At 44.4% G+C, this 16,905-nt stretch carries 15 protein-coding genes; 6 read left to right on the plus strand and 9 right to left on the minus strand.

Going from position 1 to position 16,905, the window contains the following annotated elements:
- Positions 1-182 precede the first annotated feature (182 nt).
- The 4 genes from QZ106_RS04580 (at position 183) to moeB (ending at position 4,541) form a co-directional block, all read left to right on the plus strand.
- A complete protein-coding gene (locus tag QZ106_RS04580; RefSeq protein ID WP_295974839.1) occupies positions 183-971 on the plus strand; it encodes a glycosyltransferase family 32 protein in 789 nt (262 codons plus the stop codon).
- 114 nt (positions 972-1,085) lie between these two features.
- The gene (argH, locus tag QZ106_RS04585) at positions 1,086-2,459 is read left to right on the plus strand and encodes an argininosuccinate lyase (RefSeq protein ID WP_295974841.1); all 1,374 of its coding nucleotides are present in this window, start codon (positions 1,086-1,088) and stop codon (positions 2,457-2,459) included.
- 123 nt (positions 2,460-2,582) lie between these two features.
- Positions 2,583-3,797, plus strand: coding sequence for a molybdopterin molybdotransferase MoeA (gene moeA / locus QZ106_RS04590; protein WP_295974843.1), 1,215 nt, complete (start codon positions 2,583-2,585; stop codon positions 3,795-3,797).
- A 15-nt stretch (positions 3,798-3,812) separates the two neighbouring features.
- Positions 3,813-4,541: a molybdopterin-synthase adenylyltransferase MoeB gene (gene moeB, locus QZ106_RS04595; RefSeq protein ID WP_295974846.1), complete on the plus strand. Its 729-nt coding sequence runs from the start codon at positions 3,813-3,815 to the stop codon at positions 4,539-4,541.
- A 155-nt stretch (positions 4,542-4,696) separates the two neighbouring features.
- Here the strand turns inward: moeB and QZ106_RS04600 are convergent, their stop codons facing one another.
- Positions 4,697-5,644, minus strand: a complete 948-nt coding sequence (locus QZ106_RS04600) for a hypothetical protein (RefSeq protein WP_295975085.1) — start codon at positions 5,642-5,644, stop codon at positions 4,697-4,699.
- A 269-nt stretch (positions 5,645-5,913) separates the two neighbouring features.
- Complete coding sequence (locus QZ106_RS04605; protein WP_295974848.1) at positions 5,914-6,534, minus strand: cation diffusion facilitator family transporter; 621 nt, start codon at positions 6,532-6,534, stop codon at positions 5,914-5,916.
- A gap of 110 nt (positions 6,535-6,644) precedes the next feature.
- On the opposite strand from QZ106_RS04605, the gene QZ106_RS04610 reads away from it, so the two are divergent.
- Positions 6,645-7,043, plus strand: a complete 399-nt coding sequence (locus QZ106_RS04610; protein ID WP_295974851.1) for a MerR family transcriptional regulator — start codon at positions 6,645-6,647, stop codon at positions 7,041-7,043.
- Positions 7,044-7,158: 115 nt separating this feature from the next.
- Here QZ106_RS04610 and QZ106_RS04615 read toward each other — a convergent pair whose 3' ends face one another.
- The 7 genes from QZ106_RS04615 to galT form a co-directional block, all read right to left on the minus strand.
- Entirely contained in the window at positions 7,159-7,515 is a 357-nt protein-coding gene (locus QZ106_RS04615) for a diacylglycerol kinase (protein WP_295974854.1), read from the minus strand.
- Between the two features lie 28 nt (positions 7,516-7,543).
- Positions 7,544-9,772 carry a GTP diphosphokinase gene (relA, locus tag QZ106_RS04620; protein ID WP_295974856.1) on the minus strand — a complete coding sequence of 743 codons (2,229 nt, stop codon included), beginning with the start codon at positions 9,770-9,772 and terminating at the stop codon, positions 7,544-7,546.
- 9 nt (positions 9,773-9,781) lie between these two features.
- Entirely contained in the window at positions 9,782-11,098 is a 1,317-nt protein-coding gene (gene rlmD, locus QZ106_RS04625; RefSeq protein WP_295974860.1) for a 23S rRNA (uracil(1939)-C(5))-methyltransferase RlmD, read from the minus strand.
- A gap of 1 nt (position 11,099) precedes the next feature.
- Positions 11,100-11,813 (minus strand): DNA repair protein RecO, encoded by a 714-nt coding sequence (gene recO / locus QZ106_RS04630; RefSeq protein ID WP_295975087.1) that lies wholly within the window; start codon positions 11,811-11,813, stop codon positions 11,100-11,102.
- A 186-nt stretch (positions 11,814-11,999) separates the two neighbouring features.
- Entirely contained in the window at positions 12,000-13,031 is a 1,032-nt protein-coding gene (gene galM, locus QZ106_RS04635; RefSeq protein WP_295974862.1) for a galactose-1-epimerase, read from the minus strand.
- Positions 13,025-14,179, minus strand: coding sequence for a galactokinase (galK, locus tag QZ106_RS04640; protein ID WP_295974864.1), 1,155 nt, complete (start codon positions 14,177-14,179; stop codon positions 13,025-13,027). The genes galM and galK overlap by 7 nt, the downstream gene beginning before the upstream one ends.
- A 222-nt stretch (positions 14,180-14,401) precedes the next feature.
- Positions 14,402-15,445, minus strand: a complete 1,044-nt coding sequence (gene galT / locus QZ106_RS04645; protein WP_295974866.1) for a galactose-1-phosphate uridylyltransferase — start codon at positions 15,443-15,445, stop codon at positions 14,402-14,404.
- A 255-nt stretch (positions 15,446-15,700) separates the two neighbouring features.
- Here galT and QZ106_RS04650 point away from each other — a divergent pair, with 255 nt between their 5' ends.
- Positions 15,701-16,714, plus strand: coding sequence for a substrate-binding domain-containing protein (locus tag QZ106_RS04650; protein WP_295974868.1), 1,014 nt, complete (start codon positions 15,701-15,703; stop codon positions 16,712-16,714).
- Positions 16,715-16,905: the final 191 nt, after the last annotated feature.

The raw sequence follows: 16,905 nt of genomic DNA on the forward strand, positions 1-16,905 counted from the left end.
GCGATTAGCTCAGTTGGGAGAGCACCTCCCTTACAAGGAGGGGGTCACTGGTTCGAGACCGGTATCGCCCACCACTTCATTTCCTCATTTCATGCTTTTTTAGTCTTACCGAGTGTTTTATTCTTTCAAGATAAAGTGATAAAGTAGCGCATATTTTTAACGGGATAATGGATCCATTTATAGTGCAAAAAACAATAAAAAATCAGACCGCACTTTTTATTTCAAACGGCTTATTACGTTTCATCGGGAACCTCATCAAAACGGTCAGTTACCCTTTCCATCTATTTTTCCCCAAAAAACGCTTTACGATTCCTGAATTCAGCCAAGCCAAACGTCAATCTAGCAAATCAAGCCATATTAATCGCGTGATTTGGCAAACCAACTATAGCAATAAAGTGACTTTACCAATTTACTGTAACTATTTGATTAATCGATTATTTTCGCTAAGTTACAATTACCGCTATGTCAGCACTGAAGCCCGTAGCGACTATATTGAGAAATATGCCGATCCGCGTACTTTTGCGGCGTATAACCGACTGACAGATGGCGCTGCACAAGCAGATTTTTGGCGTATCTTTGTTCTGTATCAAGAGGGCGGTATCTATATCGATATTGACGGACATCTTGTTGGTTGTTTGGACGCAATGATTGATTCGAAAGACGGGGAAGTTCTTATCACCCGTCGCGGGCGTTACACCAACTTTTTCTTAGCCAGCCGCAAAGGCAACCCATTTTTAAAGGAAACGTTGGATATTATTGTGGACAACATTGAAAATCGTCGCGTTGACGGCGGTGTATTTGTGCTTACCGGCCCGGAAACCTTAAACAAAGCCTTAGAAAACAAAGAGGTAAATACGCGCCGCGATAAATTTACTTGTGTCCAAGGGACGTTTTCTAACGAGTATTTTCAATATATAGATAAAAAACGCGGCAAGTGGATCCACGCTAAAAACGAAGATTTATTAAAATAACAATCAATCACACCAAAAGTGCGGTCAAAAAAAGCCAATTTTTTGTTGATCGCCTTTTTTGTTTCTGTGCTATATTTTTTAACCAATTTCACCAATCACAAATCAGAGGATTCTATGGCACTTTGGGGTGGACGCTTTACGCAGGCGGCGGACAAGCGTTTTAAAAATTTTAACGATTCATTACGCTTTGACTATCGCCTTGCCGAGCAAGATATTGAAGGCTCTATCGGTTGGTCGAAAGCCTTGGTTTCCGTCAATATTTTAACCGTACAAGAACAGCAACAATTAGAACAAGCACTGAACGAATTATTGATTGAAGTGCGGTCAAATCCGCAAGCGATTTTGCAAGATGATGCGGAAGACATTCACAGTTGGGTAGAAAGTAAACTGATCGACAAAGTCGGCAATTTAGGTAAAAAACTGCATACCGGCCGCAGTCGTAACGACCAAGTGGCGCTCGACATCAAAATGTGGTGTAAAGAACGGGTGGCTGAATTGCAACATTCCCTTCGCGAACTACAACGCAAATTAGTGCTCACCGCACAAAATAACCAAGATGCCGTGATGCCGGGCTACACGCACCTGCAACGCGCTCAACCAATTACTTTTGCCCATTGGTGCATGGCCTATGTGGAAATGTTGGATCGCGATTATTCCCGTTTAGCCGATGCTTACCGCCGCATGAACAGCTGTCCGCTAGGCAGTGGCGCCCTTGCCGGTACGGCGTATCCTATCGATCGCGAACAGCTCGCTAAAGATTTAGATTTTGCTTTTGCAACTCGTAACAGCTTAGACAGCGTCTCCGACCGAGATCATATCGTTGAACTGCTCTCTGCCGCCTCGCTGAGCATGGTGCATTTGTCCCGTTTCGCCGAAGATATGATTATTTTCAACAGTGGTGAATCTAATTTCGTGGAACTCTCCGATCGCGTGACGTCCGGCTCTTCCCTCATGCCACAGAAGAAAAACCCCGATGCCTGCGAATTAATTCGCGGCAAAGCAGGACGGGTTATCGGTGCGTTAAATGGGATGTTAATGACCTTAAAAGGTTTACCGTTGGCGTATAACAAAGATATGCAGGAAGACAAAGAAGGCATTTTCGATGCATTGGACACTTGGCAAGATTGCTTAGACATGGCGTCATTAGTGTTAGACGATATCAAAGTGAACGTGGAACGCACCCGTGAATCTGCCCTGAAAGGCTACTCCAACGCCACTGAATTAGCCGATTATTTGGTTGCCAAAGGCGTACCGTTCCGCGATTCTCACCATATTGTGGGCGAAACCGTGGTGTACGCTATCAAGCAACACAAAGCCTTAGAAGACCTGACGATTCCTGAATTTCGTCAATTCTGTGAAAAAGTATCAGACGATGTGTACGTCATTCTTTCTTTACAATCCTGCTTAGACAAACGCGCCGCCAAAGGTGGAGTATCACCGTTGCGTATCGCAGAAGCCATTGCAGAAGCAAAAGCAAGATTGGCATAAAACTATTCACTTTTAAAAGTGCGGTGTTTTTTCGCAATATTTACGGCTCATGAGATCGCCTAGGTCAATAGCCTAAGATTAGCGTATAATGACCGCACTTTTTTATTCTAACAAGGATTCCGTATGTTGCCGCTATCCCAAGCACTTGAACAAATGTTAAATCAACTTCCTTCTCCGACTGACACGGAGACGTTGCCGATACATCAAGCCAGTCAACGAGTTTGTGCTGAAAATGTCATTTCTCCGATTAATGTGCCTTCTTTCGATAACTCTGCGATGGACGGTTATGCCGTGCGTTTGGCAGATTTACAACAATCCATGACCCTCTCTGTTGCCGGAAAAGCCTTTGCCGGTGCGCCTTTTGAGAGAGAATGGACGGCACAAAGTGCGGTCAGAATCATGACCGGCGCGATGATTCCACAAGGCGCTGACGCGGTGGTGATGCAAGAAGAGGTTCAAGTGAACGGTGATGGCACGGTGACGTTTACCAGCCTGCCTAAATTGGGTCAAAACATTCGTCGTATTGGGGAGGATGTGAAACTGGGCGATGTGGTATTACAACAAGGCGCGCTGTTAAACGCGGTCTCCTTGCCTTTGCTCGCCTCTCTCGGTATTGAAAAAGTGGCTGTGTTTCCACGTTTAAAAGTAGCCGTGCTTTCGACCGGTGATGAACTGGTTCCGGTCGGTCAACCGTTACAAGCCGGTCAAATTTATGATACGAACCGTTTCACTGTAAAACTGTTGTTAGAGAAACTCAATTGCGACGTATTGGATTTCGGCATTTTACCGGACAACGAAGCACAATTTGAAAAAGCCTTTTTGGAAGCCCAACAACAAGCAGATTTGGTCATCACCAGTGGCGGTGTGTCTGTGGGCGAAGCGGATTTCACCAAACATATTTTAGAAAAAGTCGGCAAAATCAATTTCTGGAAAATCGCCATTAAACCGGGCAAACCGTTTGCCTTCGGAAAATTAGAAAAAGCCTGGTTCTGTGGCTTGCCGGGCAATCCGGTGTCGGCCTTGGTTACTTTCTATCAATTAGTACAACCGGCAATTGCCAAACTGAGCGGTTATAGCCAATGGAAAGCACCAATGCGTTTACCGGCGATTGCAGCAACTAATCTGAAAAAAGCACCGGGACGCTTAGACTTCCAACGAGGTTTCTATCAACTCAATGCACAAGGTCAAATTGAAGTGCAGCCGGTAGGCTTCCAAGGATCACATTTGTTTAGCTCCTTTGTGAAAAGCAACTGTTTTATCGTATTGGAACAAGATCGTGGCAACGTTGTAGCAGGCGAAACCGTCACCATCGAACCGTTTAACGATTTATTACGCTAATACATTGGATTTGCTATGGAATTAAGCCATCAGGAAGAATTGCGTTACAACCGTCAAATCGTATTGAAAGACATTGATTTTGATGGGCAGGAAACGCTAAAGAATACAAAAATGTTGATTGTTGGTCTCGGCGGATTAGGTTGTGCTGCCGGCCAATATTTGGCCGTTGCCGGTGTGGGTCATTTGACCTTGCTGGATTTTGACACCGTAGATTTATCCAATTTACAACGCCAAGTATTACATGATGACAGTCGCCTTGGGATGCCCAAAGTGGAATCGGCGAAACTCTCCCTGCAACGTTTAAATCCACATATTGAGGTCAATGTAATCCATCAATTATTGGATGAACAGCAACTTCACGACTTGGTTGGCAAATTTGATGTGGTATTGGATTGCACTGACAATGTCACCACTCGCAATCAATTAGACACGGTTTGTTCTGCCCATAAAATTCCGCTCATTTCCGGCGCAGCTATTCGCATGGAAGGACAGGTTTCGGTTTTCACTTATGAAGACAACACGCCAACCTATCATACGCTCAGCCGTTTATTCGGCGACAACGCGTTAAGCTGCGTAGAAGCCGGTGTGTTGGCGCCCATTGTCGGTTTGGTTGGTTCTATTCAAGCCTTGGAAGCCATCAAAGTGCGGTTAAAAATCGGCAAGAATTTATGTGGCAGATTGTTGTTGATTGATGGCATGACGATGTCGGTAAGAGAAGTCAAATTGCCGAATAGCCGTATGTAAAATAATGGCAGAACGCGACGGAAAACGCGTTCTGCCATTCAAGTTTTTAAATGTTCAATTACGCTTTTCTAAAAAACACCTTCAAAATCCACCGCACTTTATCCCCTCTATTTCAACAATAAGCCATCAGACAATAAAAAATGCGTTACGTTATTTTAAAAGATGGCTTCTAAACGTAAAAATGCACCGATATGATGGCGGCGATCCTGGTTTTTATCATTGTAGTAATTCAGTTCAGGCTGAATAAAAAACCACTGACGCAAAATCGGCTGACGCCAAGTAATAAAGGGACCGTATTGGTTAAGATGAAATTGTTTATTATCGATATCACCACCAATAAAAATGCCATAATTCAGACGCTTATAGTTGCTGAAATCGTGCTGACGATAAAAACTGTTTCCCCAAGAATTTTTCTCATCAATATCATGTTCAGACTGCAAATACAGGTGATTTGCAATAAGGGTATTCGCCGAATCCCGATACTTGTTTTCAAAGTTCATCCGCAAATAATGTTTACTATTGGTTCCGTAGCGGTAAATTTGCTCCAATCTGGTAGAAAAACGATCAGTAATAAGCCATTCTTTTCCGGCTTTAAAGCGCAAATAAATATCGCTACCGGAACGAATACCTAAATCGATGTCGGTGTCAATGCCTAATTTTTTAATGGAGTCAGACCAACGTAAACCCACAGAGGCATTATCTTCGCGAGTTTGACGTCGATCATAATGTTTATTTTTATTTAATGGTTGGTTATAAACCTTACCCATGTGGTTTTTGTCTCGTGATTCATTATCTAAATCTTCATCACCAAAGACCAAACTCAAGTGTTTTTTCAACGTTGGTAGGCGAATCTTCCCACGGACGCGTGGTTTCATAGAAAAGTGATCATAATGATTCCATTGGCTATCCAACATGATACGCAAACCGGCACTTGCCGGCTGATTGGAATCAGGCTCCCCCATCCATTTATCCATCGTATGCGCCCACCTACGCAGGGTGGCTCGTATTTCTTGGTGTTGTTCATCTACCCATGTTTTTTCCTGTTCTTCCGCCAAAACACCGAAGGATGGTAGCAAACCGATAAAAACGGTTGCCCCCAACAAAAAAGATTTTTTCACATATAACTCCTTGGCTTATGCCAATGCCGTATTCGTCGCATTTTATTAGATTTAACCGATCTATGATAGCGTTAATCGCAAGGCTTTTGATGCTATAGTGGAAAAGTATTTTCTTTAGACGTACAGCGATCTCGTGCAACAAGTTGCACGCTACGGGGCGTTATTTAATGGTAGCGTGCATCTTGATGCACGAATGACTTCCCACCGCGCGTTATTCTAGTTCGTGCAACGAGTTGCACGCTACGGGGCGTTATTTAATTCTGTAGCGTGCATCTTGATGCACGAATGATTGCCTGACGAACAATGTTTATACCACTGCGTAATACTAATAAGCTTAAAATGCCGCTCGCAACAAGATCAACCCATTGCCAGTTTAGTAGCCATGCGCTTAATCCAGCGATAATTGCCACCAGAGAGCCAAACAGGTCAGCTAATACGTGTAAATAGGCGGCTTTGATGTTTAAGTTTTCATGATCGCCTTTCATCATTAGCCAAGCTACGAAAATGTTTACCAAGAGTCCAGTGATGGCAACGCCTAGCATGGGCAGCGCCAACATTGTCGTTGGGTATTGCCAACGTTCTGTCGCTTCCACCAAAATCCATACTGCCACCACAATCAGAGAAGTGCCATTTAACAGCGCGAACCTTTTTTGGTTTTGTGCATTTAAAAACAAAGCAATGAGGGCGAGGAGCAACGATAGGCTGTCATTTGCCATATGCCCGGCGTCAGCCATTAAGGCGAGGCTATTAAAATAATAGCCACCTAAAAACTCGATGATCATATAGCTGCTGATAATGACCAAACTGATGCTTAAAATTTTTTTATTTGTTGGTGTATGAGCGTGTGAATGTTCGTGTTTGTGTTGATGTGGCATCTCGTTCCTTCCTTACTTAATTTGTTTGAGTGCAGAACAGCTTAAAGCCCGTAGGGACTACGGGATCAAGTATTTTTTGTTAGAATGGTAAAAATTTTGGGGAGGAAGAAATGAAAGTCAATGAGCTGAGTAAACGTACCGGGATTCACTTAGAAACCATTCGTTACTATGAAAAACAAGGTATCTTACCGGAACCAAGACGACAGGCTAATGGTTATCGATCGTATGACGAAGAAAGTGTGGCACAGCTTATGTTCATTAAAAATTGTCGTCGACTTGGTTTTTCTTTGGAAGATATTAAACAACTTAACGCACTCAAATTTCATACCGCCGACCATTATCATGCGGACAAATTGGTACTTAAGCAACTGACGTTGGTGGAAGAGAAAATTTCACAATTACAAGATATTAAAGCGTTTTTACAATCCATCGCCATTAAGGGAAAACATAGTAAGTCGGAATGCAAAGCCATAGCAGGGCTTCAGGCAAAAATAAAGGAGACGGTTTAAATCATCTCCTAATAAAATATTACGCTTTGTTTTAGCTCATTTTTTGTTTCATAAACTCCCCTCTCCTTTCTCTCCATTTGCGAAAGTAAAGTGCGGTCAGTTTTGACTATGTTTTTTAATTAAACAACATGAACGCCCAAGTTATCGCGACAATAATCAGTGCAACAAACACGGCGGCAGAACCTTGATCTTTGGCGCGGCCGGAGAGTTCGTGGCGCTCGGTGCCGATACGATCCACTACGGCTTCGATGGCGCTGTTGAGCAGTTCCACGACCAATACTAGCAACACGGAACCGATCATCAGCGCTTTTTCAATGGCATCATCGCCAAGCCATAGGGCAAGTGGGATCATGAAAAGGCAGCAGAAAAGCTCATGGCGAAAAGCGGTTTCATATTTGACCGCACTTTTTAAGCCTTGCATGGAATATTGAGTGGATTTAATTAAGTGGGTTAGCCCCGTCGTTTTGTCCATTAGGTTTTCCTTTGTTTATTTATTGTTATTAGAGGCGTTTGGCTTCAATGACATCATCCAGTTTTTCCAAACGAGATAGAATTTTACTCAACATTTCCACGTTGTTGAGTTCAATTTGCATGTCAATGTTTGCCACTTGGCGTTTTGTATCCGTACGGGAAGACACGCCGAGTACGCTGATTTTGTCATTTGCCAGCACGGTGGTGATGTCGCGCAATAAGCCGTTGCGATCTGACGCCACAATGCGAATATTGAGATGGAAGCCGTTAGAATAATTATCGCCCCAACGGGATTCCACCACGCGTTCCGGGTGAGCGCTTTGTAGTTCGAGGAATTGCTCGCAATCACAACGGTGAATGGAAATGCCACGCCCCATGGTGATGTAACCCACAATGCTGTCGCCCGGAATCGGTTGGCAGCAGCGGGCAATATGGTGCATCAAGTTACCAACGCCTTCGACGATAACGCAATCTTTGCGTTCGGTTTTTTGTTGAGCGTTAGCCGCACTTTTGGTGCTGACGTGACGCAAGATTTCTTTATCTACTTCCTGCGCGGAAATTTTGATGAATTTGTTTTGCAGGAAGTTGATTAACGGCCCGATACGAATATCACCGCCGCCAATGCCTGCATACAAATCATCAAGATTTTTCAGGTTGTAACGCGGCAAAGCTTGTTGTTCCACTTGTTTTAAGCTGATGCCCAAACGGTTGATTTCACTTTCCAACAATTCTTTGCCGGCCGGAATGTTTTTGTCCCGATCCTGTTTTTTGAACCACGCATGTATTTTTGCACGGGCTTTTGCCGTGTGGGTAAAGCCGAGATTCGGGTTAAGCCAGTCGCGGCTTGGGTTCGGGTTTTTCTGCGTGATGATATCCACCTGATCGCCCATTTGGAGCTGATAGGTGAACGGCACAATGCGTCCGCCCACTTTGGCGCCGATACAACGGTGACCGATTTCGCTGTGAATGGCGTAGGCAAAATCCAGCGGCGTGGAGCCTGTTGGCAAATCCACCACTTCGCCTTTCGGCGTAAAGACATACACGCGATCATCAAACACTTGGCTGCGTAATTCCGCCATCACTTCGCCGGAGTCGGTAATATCATCTTGCCACGCCAAGAGTTTGCGTAACCAGGCGATTTTTTCTTCGTAACCGGAACGGCCTGCGCTGGCGCCTTCTTTGTATTTCCAGTGTGCCGCGACACCAAGTTCGGCATCATCGTGCATTTGTTGGGTACGAATTTGCACTTCTATTGGCTTGCCGCCTTTACCCAGCACCACGGTGTGAATAGATTGGTAGCCGTTTGGTTTTGGGTTGGCAACATAATCGTCGAATTCTTTTGGCAGATGTTTGAAGTGGGTGTGTACAATGCCAAGTGCGGTGTAACAGTCTTGCAATTTTTGCACAATAATACGTACTGCACGAACATCATATAAGCCACTGAACTCTAAGTGCTTTTTCTGCATTTTTCGCCAAATGCTGTAAATATGTTTCGGGCGACCGTATACCTCCACATGTGGAATGTTTTCTTGTAAATAACCGGAAAGCTCGGTCACAAAATCGGCGATATATTGTTCGCGATCAAGGCGACGTTCTTTTAATAACTTGGCGATAGCGCGATATTGTTCCGGGTGCAAATAACGGAAACAGTAATCTTCCAGTTCCCATTTGAGCTGCCCGATGCCTAAGCGGTTGGCAAGCGGGGCGTAAATATTGGCACATTCTTTGGCGGCGAGAACGCGTTCTTCTTCCGTGTAATTTTTTTCGGCATCACGCAAGAAGGCGATACGCTCTGCTAATTTGATAATCACACAGCGGAAATCATCTACCATGGCGAGCAACATTCGGCGCACGTTATCCACCTGCAAGCTGCTGGCAGAATGGGTGATGTTGAGTTGGCGGATATTGTCCATTTCGATAACACCGCGTACCAGTTTGCTTATATTCGCGCCGAAATCTTCTTCAATTTGGGCTAAATCCACCAGTTGATCGCGGACAATAGGGAAGAGCATGGCGGTGAACAAGCTATCGGCATCCATGTTTAAGCTGTTGAGGATTTCCACCATTTCCACGCCGAAGGTCAGCAAATGGGCTTCTTCCTGCTGATGTTCGGTACGTAAGGTCATTTTCTGTTGCGAATAATGCCATGCCGTCATTAAGTTGGCTTTGACATTTTCCGCTACATTCAAATTAGCGCACCATTTTTCAATCTCAAAATCTTTAGGATTTAATAAATGAGATCCTCTCACAGCGACCATAATGAATCCTTATCTTTTTCGAAATAAACTTATCGACTCCAAATGACCGGTTTGTGGGAACATATCGATCATGGCGACTTTATCCAATTGATAGCCTGCGTCACGCAAGATTTCCGTATCTCGCACGAGTGTTGCAGGATTGCAAGAAACATACAGGATGCTTTCAGCCTGTAATTGACAGAGTGCATTTAAAGCAAATGCTGCCCCTGTGCGTGGTGGATCGAGCAAAATCTTATTGAAGGGTTGCTGCGCCCACGGTTGATTGATAAAAGGTTTATCTAAATCCGTCCGGTAAAATTGGACATTATGACAACCGTTTCGTTCGGCATTGGCGCGGGCCTTTTCCACCATCGCAGAAACGCCTTCAATGCCTACCGCACTTTTTACTTTGCGACTCAGCGGTAAGGTGAAGTTGCCCATACCACAGAACAAATCTAACACATGATCCTGCGAATTCAGCGCCAACCAGTCTAACGCCGTTGCGATCATTTGACGGTTTAATTGTGCATTAATTTGAATGAAATCGCGAATATCAAATTGCAAGGTGATGTCATCGCCCAAACGGTAAAAAGGCTGTTCACCCTGCCAATGTTCAATGCTGTCATGTTCTTGTACAAATAACATGAGTTGCTGTTGTTCGGCAAATTGCAGCAATAAAGTGCGGTCGGTTTCATCGATGTTTTTTATATGGCGTAATAACATGGCGATACCATTGTCTGCCGCAACAAGTTCAATATGCCCCAGTTGTTGTGGTGTTGTCCACTGCTCAAAAAGTGCGGTCAGTTTGGGCAATAAATCATTCAGCGGCTGTTCCAGCACCAAGCAATGTTCAATCGGAATAATTTGCTGTGAATTTTTACGCCGTAAGCCGATATTCAGTTTACGATTTTTGCTGTCAAACAATACGCTTAAACGTACCCGACGACGGTAATGCCAAGGTTCGCCTTGCAATAACGGCATGAAATGAATAGGCACCGGCTGTAAACGGGATAAGCGTTGAACCAATGCGGTTTGCTTGGCAGAACGTTGTAATTCAATAGGAATGTGTTGATTTTGGCACCCCCCGCATTGCTCAAAATAAATGCATGGCGGTGTTTGGCGCTGAGAACTTGGGCGTAAGATACGCTGCGCGATACCTTGACCGTATTGGCGTTTTTCTTCCAATACACGAACCTCTACGCTTTCTTGCGGCAACGCGTTTTCAATAAACCAGGTTTTGCCGTTGATTTTAGCCACGCCTAAGCCTTGATAATCTAAATCAAGAATGTGTGCGGTAAAATTTTCGGTCTTTTTCTTTGGTTTGGTGTCGCTATAAAGTAATGCCATGTTATTTTGAATATAAGCTGTGTTGGGTAAATAATTCTCGGCTTTTCAAGGGTTTGTCGCCTAAATACGGTTTTAATGCAATGCGCGTGAACCGTTTGGCTGCCGATAATACAGAGGGTTCGTCAAATTGGGTTTGTTCAAAGGCCAATAATTCCCGCCCGTAAAAGGTTAAATTATCTTTGATTAAGGAAGCAATAAAGCCTTTTTCTTCGCGGTAACGATAGGTCATGTCCGCTTCCACGGCTTTACCGGAGCCGGCACAATGAGTGAAATCAATGCCATAGCCTAAGGTGCGTAAGAGTTGAAACTCAAAGGTGCGTAGCGCAGGCTCCACGTGGGTTTGTGATACGGCTAATTGCGTTAAACATTGCAAATAGTGTTGGAACAATTGCGGATAGGCTGTTTCCGGTTCCAATACACGGCAAATGAGTTCGTTTAAATAAAATCCGCTGTATAAGGCAACATTTTGTAAGGGTAAGGCAATGGCAGCAGGTTCTGCTTTGGTCAGGATTTTCAGATCACCACGCCCACTCCAACGTAACAGGAGCGGCGTAAAGGGTTGTAGCACGCCTTTTAGCATGGAGCGCTTTGCCCGTGCGCCTTTTGCCAATACGCTGATACGTCCGAAATCTTCGGTCAGTAAATCTACCAATAAGCTGGTTTCGCTGTAAGATTTGCGATGTAGTACGAAACCGCGTTGCCAATTTTCGATGATGTCGCCCTTTCGTCAATAAAAAACCGGTGTTTATTTTAGCAGATTTCCCACCGAACTTTGTGGGATTTTGTAGGCGATTTTAGAAGAAAAGGAAATGGGATGACGTCATGGCTGACACAAAACGCCGAAATATCACTCAAGCCAAGATCGTAGCCCATTCTTCACAAGCGACGATCTCCAGCCTTGCTATGCCTTAAAGCAATATTCCGTCCATTGATAATACTCAGTGTCGGCTTTTACAATACCGCCGTAATTTTGCCATTCTGGATGATTCGGCGTATCTGGCAAACATTGCGTTTCCAACGCAACGCCACTGTAATCCGCGTATTGCGTGCCATGCCGAGTAGGTGTGCCGCCGAGGAAATTACCGGTGTAAACCTGCAATGCCGCTTGTGAAGTCAGCACTTCCAAATGCAAATCATCATTTGGTGAACTCAGCAAAATACAAGGTTTTTGCCAGGCTTTGTTGACGATAAAAGAATGATCGTAGCCTTTGGTGGCAAGCTGTTCGCCTTGTAGAAAATCCTGTTGAATCGGCTTGGCAACGCGAAAATCAAAACTGGTGCCGACAACGTGTTTTAACGGCGAATTTGGAATCCCTTCGCTATTTACCGGCAAATAGAAATCTGCATTCAGGCGCAAGCGGTGATGACGAACATCTGTCCCCTGCTCAGCGTTTTCTAAATTGAAATAAGCATGGTTGGTTAAATTCAATGCCGTATCCTGATCGCTTTTCCCGGCATACTCAATTATGACCGAATTCTCTTCCGTTAAGGTGTAAGTTACCGTCACATCCACATTGCCGGGAAAACCTTGATCGCCGTCGGCAGAATGCAAGGAAAAACACACGAAATTTTCACCGCACTTTTCTAATGCCCAACGGCGTTTATCAAAGCCGTTTACACCGCCGTGAAGTTGATGCTTTCCTTGGTTGGCAGTTAAGGCCACAAGTTTATCATTAAGCGTAAATTGGGCATTGGCAATACGGTTGGCATAACGCCCGACACTCGCGCCTAAATAGGCTTGCTGAACGGGATACGCTTCTAATTTGCAACCCAGCAAGACCTCACGTAATTCTCCGTTGACCGGCACGCGACAAGACGTCCACGTCGCGCCCCAATCGGTAAATTGCACACGCATTCCCTGTGCATTCTGCAACGTGAAAAGCTGAAACGGCAAACCGTCAGGCGCAGTACCTTGGGCGTATTGTTCTAGCATACACGCACTCCTTGTGAAGCTGTGCAAACATAAAAGTCTTCTTTCAAACCTGTTTGTTTTTCGTAATTGTCTGCCACGATTTTGCGTACGGCTTCCACTTTATCGTGTGGCGCAAGAGCAACGATACAACCGCCGAAACCACCTCCGGTCATGCGTGCACCGCCCTGTTTACCGATGACCAACTGCGCCAATTCCACTAAATAATCAATTTGTGGCACGGTGATTTCAAAATCGTCGCGCATGGAATCATGCGACTGCCCCATTAATTCGCCAAGACGGGTTAAGTCATTATGTTTCAAGGCTTCTACCGCGTCCAACACCCGTTGATTTTCTGTCACCACATGGCGAGCGCGTTTTGCGACCAGCGGATCAAGTGCGGTCAATTCTGCTTCTTTTTCTTTAAACTGTGCCACAGACACATCCCGCAAGGCTTTCACGCCGAAAAATGCCGCTGCGCGTTCACATTGCTGACGGCGGGTGTTATATTCGCCGGTAACCAAATCATGCGGCACATTAGAGTTCACAATAATCACCGCCACATCCTGCGGCACGGGCGTTGGTTGGGTCTCAAGACTGCGGCAGTCAATCATCAATAAATGATCTTGTTGTCCGAGCGCAGAAATCAGCTGATCCATATTGCCGCAATTGGCACCAACAAATTTGTTTTCTGCTTTTTGTCCGATAAGCGCAATCTCCGTATGGCTTAAAGGTAAATCACTCAGCTGCTGACAGAATTTTCCTGTTGCCACTTCTAACGCGGCAGAAGAACTCAAGCCTGAAGAATGCGGCACGTTACCGGAAATCACCAAATCCGCCCCTTGTTTAAAATCAGGGCAACGTTCTTGAATGAACTTCACCACGCCACGCACATAATTTGCCCATTTTTGTTCACTTTGTGGGATGTCTTTATCGAGTGAAAATTCATCTGACAAATCCAAATCGGCAGCATACACATTCCAAACACGATCGTTGCGTTTCGCGCCGGCAATCGCCGTGCCATAGTTAATAGCGCATGGCATCACAAAGCCATCGTTGTAGTCGGTATGTTCGCCGATGATATTAACGCGACCCGGCGCATACACGGTCAATTCAGGTTGTTGATTATATTTTTGGTTGAAAATGTGTTGGGATTTTTGGATTGGGGTCATGTTTGTGTCCTTTATCTTCAAGTATTGCTCAATCAGCTCCCCTCTTTTGTAAAGAGGGGCGGGGGGGAGATTTAAATGCGATATTTAAATTTCATATGAGATTAGTGTACCTTCAGCCACAAACGCTTGCGTTTGAACGTTGCTTTAGCAACGGCACGAAGTGCGAGCGAAGCGAGTAAATCTCCCCTACCCCCTCTTTGCTAAAGAGGGGAATTGGGTGCATTATTTCAGTTTATAGTGAATTTCACTCAACGCACGTAGTCTTTCTGCTGCTTGTTCTGCTGTCAAATCACGTTGGCTTTCGCCGAGCATTTCGTAGCCCACCATAAATTTACGCACGGTAGCGGAACGTAGAAGTGGCGGGTAGAAATGGGCGTGCAATTGCCAATGGTTGTTTTCTTCGCCGTTAAACGGCGCGGCGTGGAACCCCATGGAATACGGGAAAGAGGTTTCAAATAGGTTGTCGTATTTGGTCGTGAGTTTTTTCAATATCACCGCTAAATCTTTCGCTTGCGCGTCACTTAATTCCGTTAAGCGTTTAACCTGTACTTTTGGCAACAACAACGTTTCAAACGGCCAAACCGCCCAATACGGCACTACAGCAACCCAATGTTCTGTCTCCACAACGATACGTTCCTTGCGGGCTAGTTCTTGTTGGACGTAATCCACCAACAGCACGGAACCGTATTTTTCATAATATTGACGTTGTGCTTTATCTTCTCTCGCTACTTCATTTGGCAGAAAACTATTTGCCCAGATTTGTCCGTGCGGATGCGGGTTAGAACAGCCCATTGCCGCCCCTTTGTTTTCAAAAATTTGTACCCATTGATACTTTTGACCAAGCTCACGGAGTTGTTCTTGCCAGACTTTAATGACTTCTTCGATCTCAAGTACGGTCAATAATGGCAACGTTTTACTGTGATCAGGCGAAAAACAAATCACGCGACTTTCCCCGCGCGCTTGCGAGCTTTGGAATAACGGATTGTCATTATGTTGCGGTGCAGGCGTGTCTTCTAACAGCGCGGAGAAGTCGTTTTTAAACACATAAGGTTTGTGATAATCGGGATTCGGCTCACCGGTAATGCGTTTATTGCGTGGACAAAGGTAACAATTCGGGTCATGGCTTGGCTTTTGTTCTTCATTGACTTTCTCTTGTTGCCCTTGCCATGGACGTTTAGCGCGATGAGGAGAAACTAAAACCCATTGGTCGGTTAAGGGGTTATATCTGCGATGCGGGTGATCGGTAGGTTCAAAAACAGTTGTCATAATACGCCTCTATATCTGCTTCTATGCATGTCTTCTTTATTTATGAAAACGATTACAAAAATATGACATAAAATAGCATATTTCACAAATTAAACTGTTATCAAGATCACAAAAATGCATTTCTTTTTATTTAAGCAATAAGGCTATTAGAAAAACTGTGACAGAGACGACACTTTTAAAAGTAAACGTTTCCAAAAAATCTTTTTTCTGATTATGATTTCCGTTGTTTTCATTTTTATCTAGAAAGGGGTCTGCATGGTTACGATTCGTGATGTGGCAAAACAAGCCGGTGTTTCTGTCGCAACGGTCTCTAGGGTATTAAATAACCATCCTTGTGCAAAAGAACACACCCGTGCCGCTGTACTGAATGCGATTGAGCAATTAGGCTACCGTCCGAATGCCAATGCGCAAGCGTTGGCTTCGCAGAGTTCGGATACATTAGGGGTTGTGGTGACCGATGTAACGGATGCTTTTTTTGCGATTTTAGTAAAAGCGGTCGATCACGTTGCCATGGAACATGGCAAAAATATTTTGATTGGTATGGGCTACCACCAAGCGGAGAAAGAAAAAGAGGCCATTGATACCCTGCTGCGTAAACGTTGTCATTGTTTGGTCGTTCATTCCAAGGCGCTAGATGATCAAACATTAGCAGATTATTTAGAAAGCGTACCGGGCATGGTCATTATCAACCGTTGTATTAAAGGCTATGAATCCCGTTGTGTTGGCTTGGATAATCAAAAAGGCACCTATATCGCGACCAATACGCTGATTAACGCAGGACATTGCCATATCGGTTATATCGGCTCAAACCATAGAATTAACGACGAAGCTGAGCGTAAACAAGGTTACTTGAATGCGCTTACAGAACAGGGGCTCCCCATTGTCGAAAATGCCATTGTGCATAGCACACCGGATTTTGAGGGCGGGGAGGAAGCCATGATTAACTTATTGAGTTATAACGATAATTTAACCGCTGTCGTTGCCTACAATGATTCTATGGCGGCAGGTGCGCTATCCGTCCTCAATGAAAACAATATTAACGTGCCGAAACAGTTCTCTATTATTGGTTTTGATGATATGCCGATTGCACGTTATTTGGTGCCGAAACTTACAACCATTCGTTATCCCATTGATCTTATGGCAAATTATGCCGCAAAACTGGCGTTAAGCTTGGTGGATAACAGCTTATCTATGCCCATTAATCCGCAATTTAATCCAACATTAGTCAGACGTTTTTCAGTAGCAAATAGAGAAGCACGGGAAAAATAGGATTAAAACTGCATTATTTTTAAGCGAAAAGATGTAATCGTTTTCATAAATGTGAATATGATCACATTCTTTCCCCAAAAAACAAGGTATCCTTACCGCCAATTACCCGAGTAGCGATTGCAGTGTAAAAAGGTAAGATGATTGATAATAATGCTTTAATGAATTATCACTGAAACAAAGCCCTCTTATTA

Origin of the sequence: uncultured Aggregatibacter sp., from assembly GCF_901873365.1 — a bacterium.
GTDB lineage: Bacteria > Pseudomonadota > Gammaproteobacteria > Enterobacterales > Pasteurellaceae > Aggregatibacter.

Bases quoted from the DNA above. Each gene is read 5' to 3' on its own strand.
- argH (WP_295974841.1), top strand. From the start codon at position 1,086: ATGGCACTTTGGGGTGGACGCTTTACGCAGGCGGCGGACAAGCGTTTT.
- moeA (WP_295974843.1), top strand. From the start codon at position 2,583: ATGTTGCCGCTATCCCAAGCACTTGAACAAATGTTAAATCAACTTCCT.
- moeB (WP_295974846.1), top strand. From the start codon at position 3,813: ATGGAATTAAGCCATCAGGAAGAATTGCGTTACAACCGTCAAATCGTA.
- QZ106_RS04605 (WP_295974848.1), bottom strand. From the start codon at position 6,534: ATGCCACATCAACACAAACACGAACATTCACACGCTCATACACCAACA.
- QZ106_RS04610 (WP_295974851.1), top strand. From the start codon at position 6,645: ATGAAAGTCAATGAGCTGAGTAAACGTACCGGGATTCACTTAGAAACC.
- QZ106_RS04615 (WP_295974854.1), bottom strand. From the start codon at position 7,515: ATGGACAAAACGACGGGGCTAACCCACTTAATTAAATCCACTCAATAT.
- relA (WP_295974856.1), bottom strand. From the start codon at position 9,772: ATGGTCGCTGTGAGAGGATCTCATTTATTAAATCCTAAAGATTTTGAG.
- rlmD (WP_295974860.1), bottom strand. From the start codon at position 11,098: ATGGCATTACTTTATAGCGACACCAAACCAAAGAAAAAGACCGAAAAT.
- galM (WP_295974862.1), bottom strand. From the start codon at position 13,031: ATGCTAGAACAATACGCCCAAGGTACTGCGCCTGACGGTTTGCCGTTT.
- galK (WP_295974864.1), bottom strand. From the start codon at position 14,179: ATGACCCCAATCCAAAAATCCCAACACATTTTCAACCAAAAATATAAT.
- galT (WP_295974866.1), bottom strand. From the start codon at position 15,445: ATGACAACTGTTTTTGAACCTACCGATCACCCGCATCGCAGATATAAC.
- QZ106_RS04650 (WP_295974868.1), top strand. From the start codon at position 15,701: ATGGTTACGATTCGTGATGTGGCAAAACAAGCCGGTGTTTCTGTCGCA.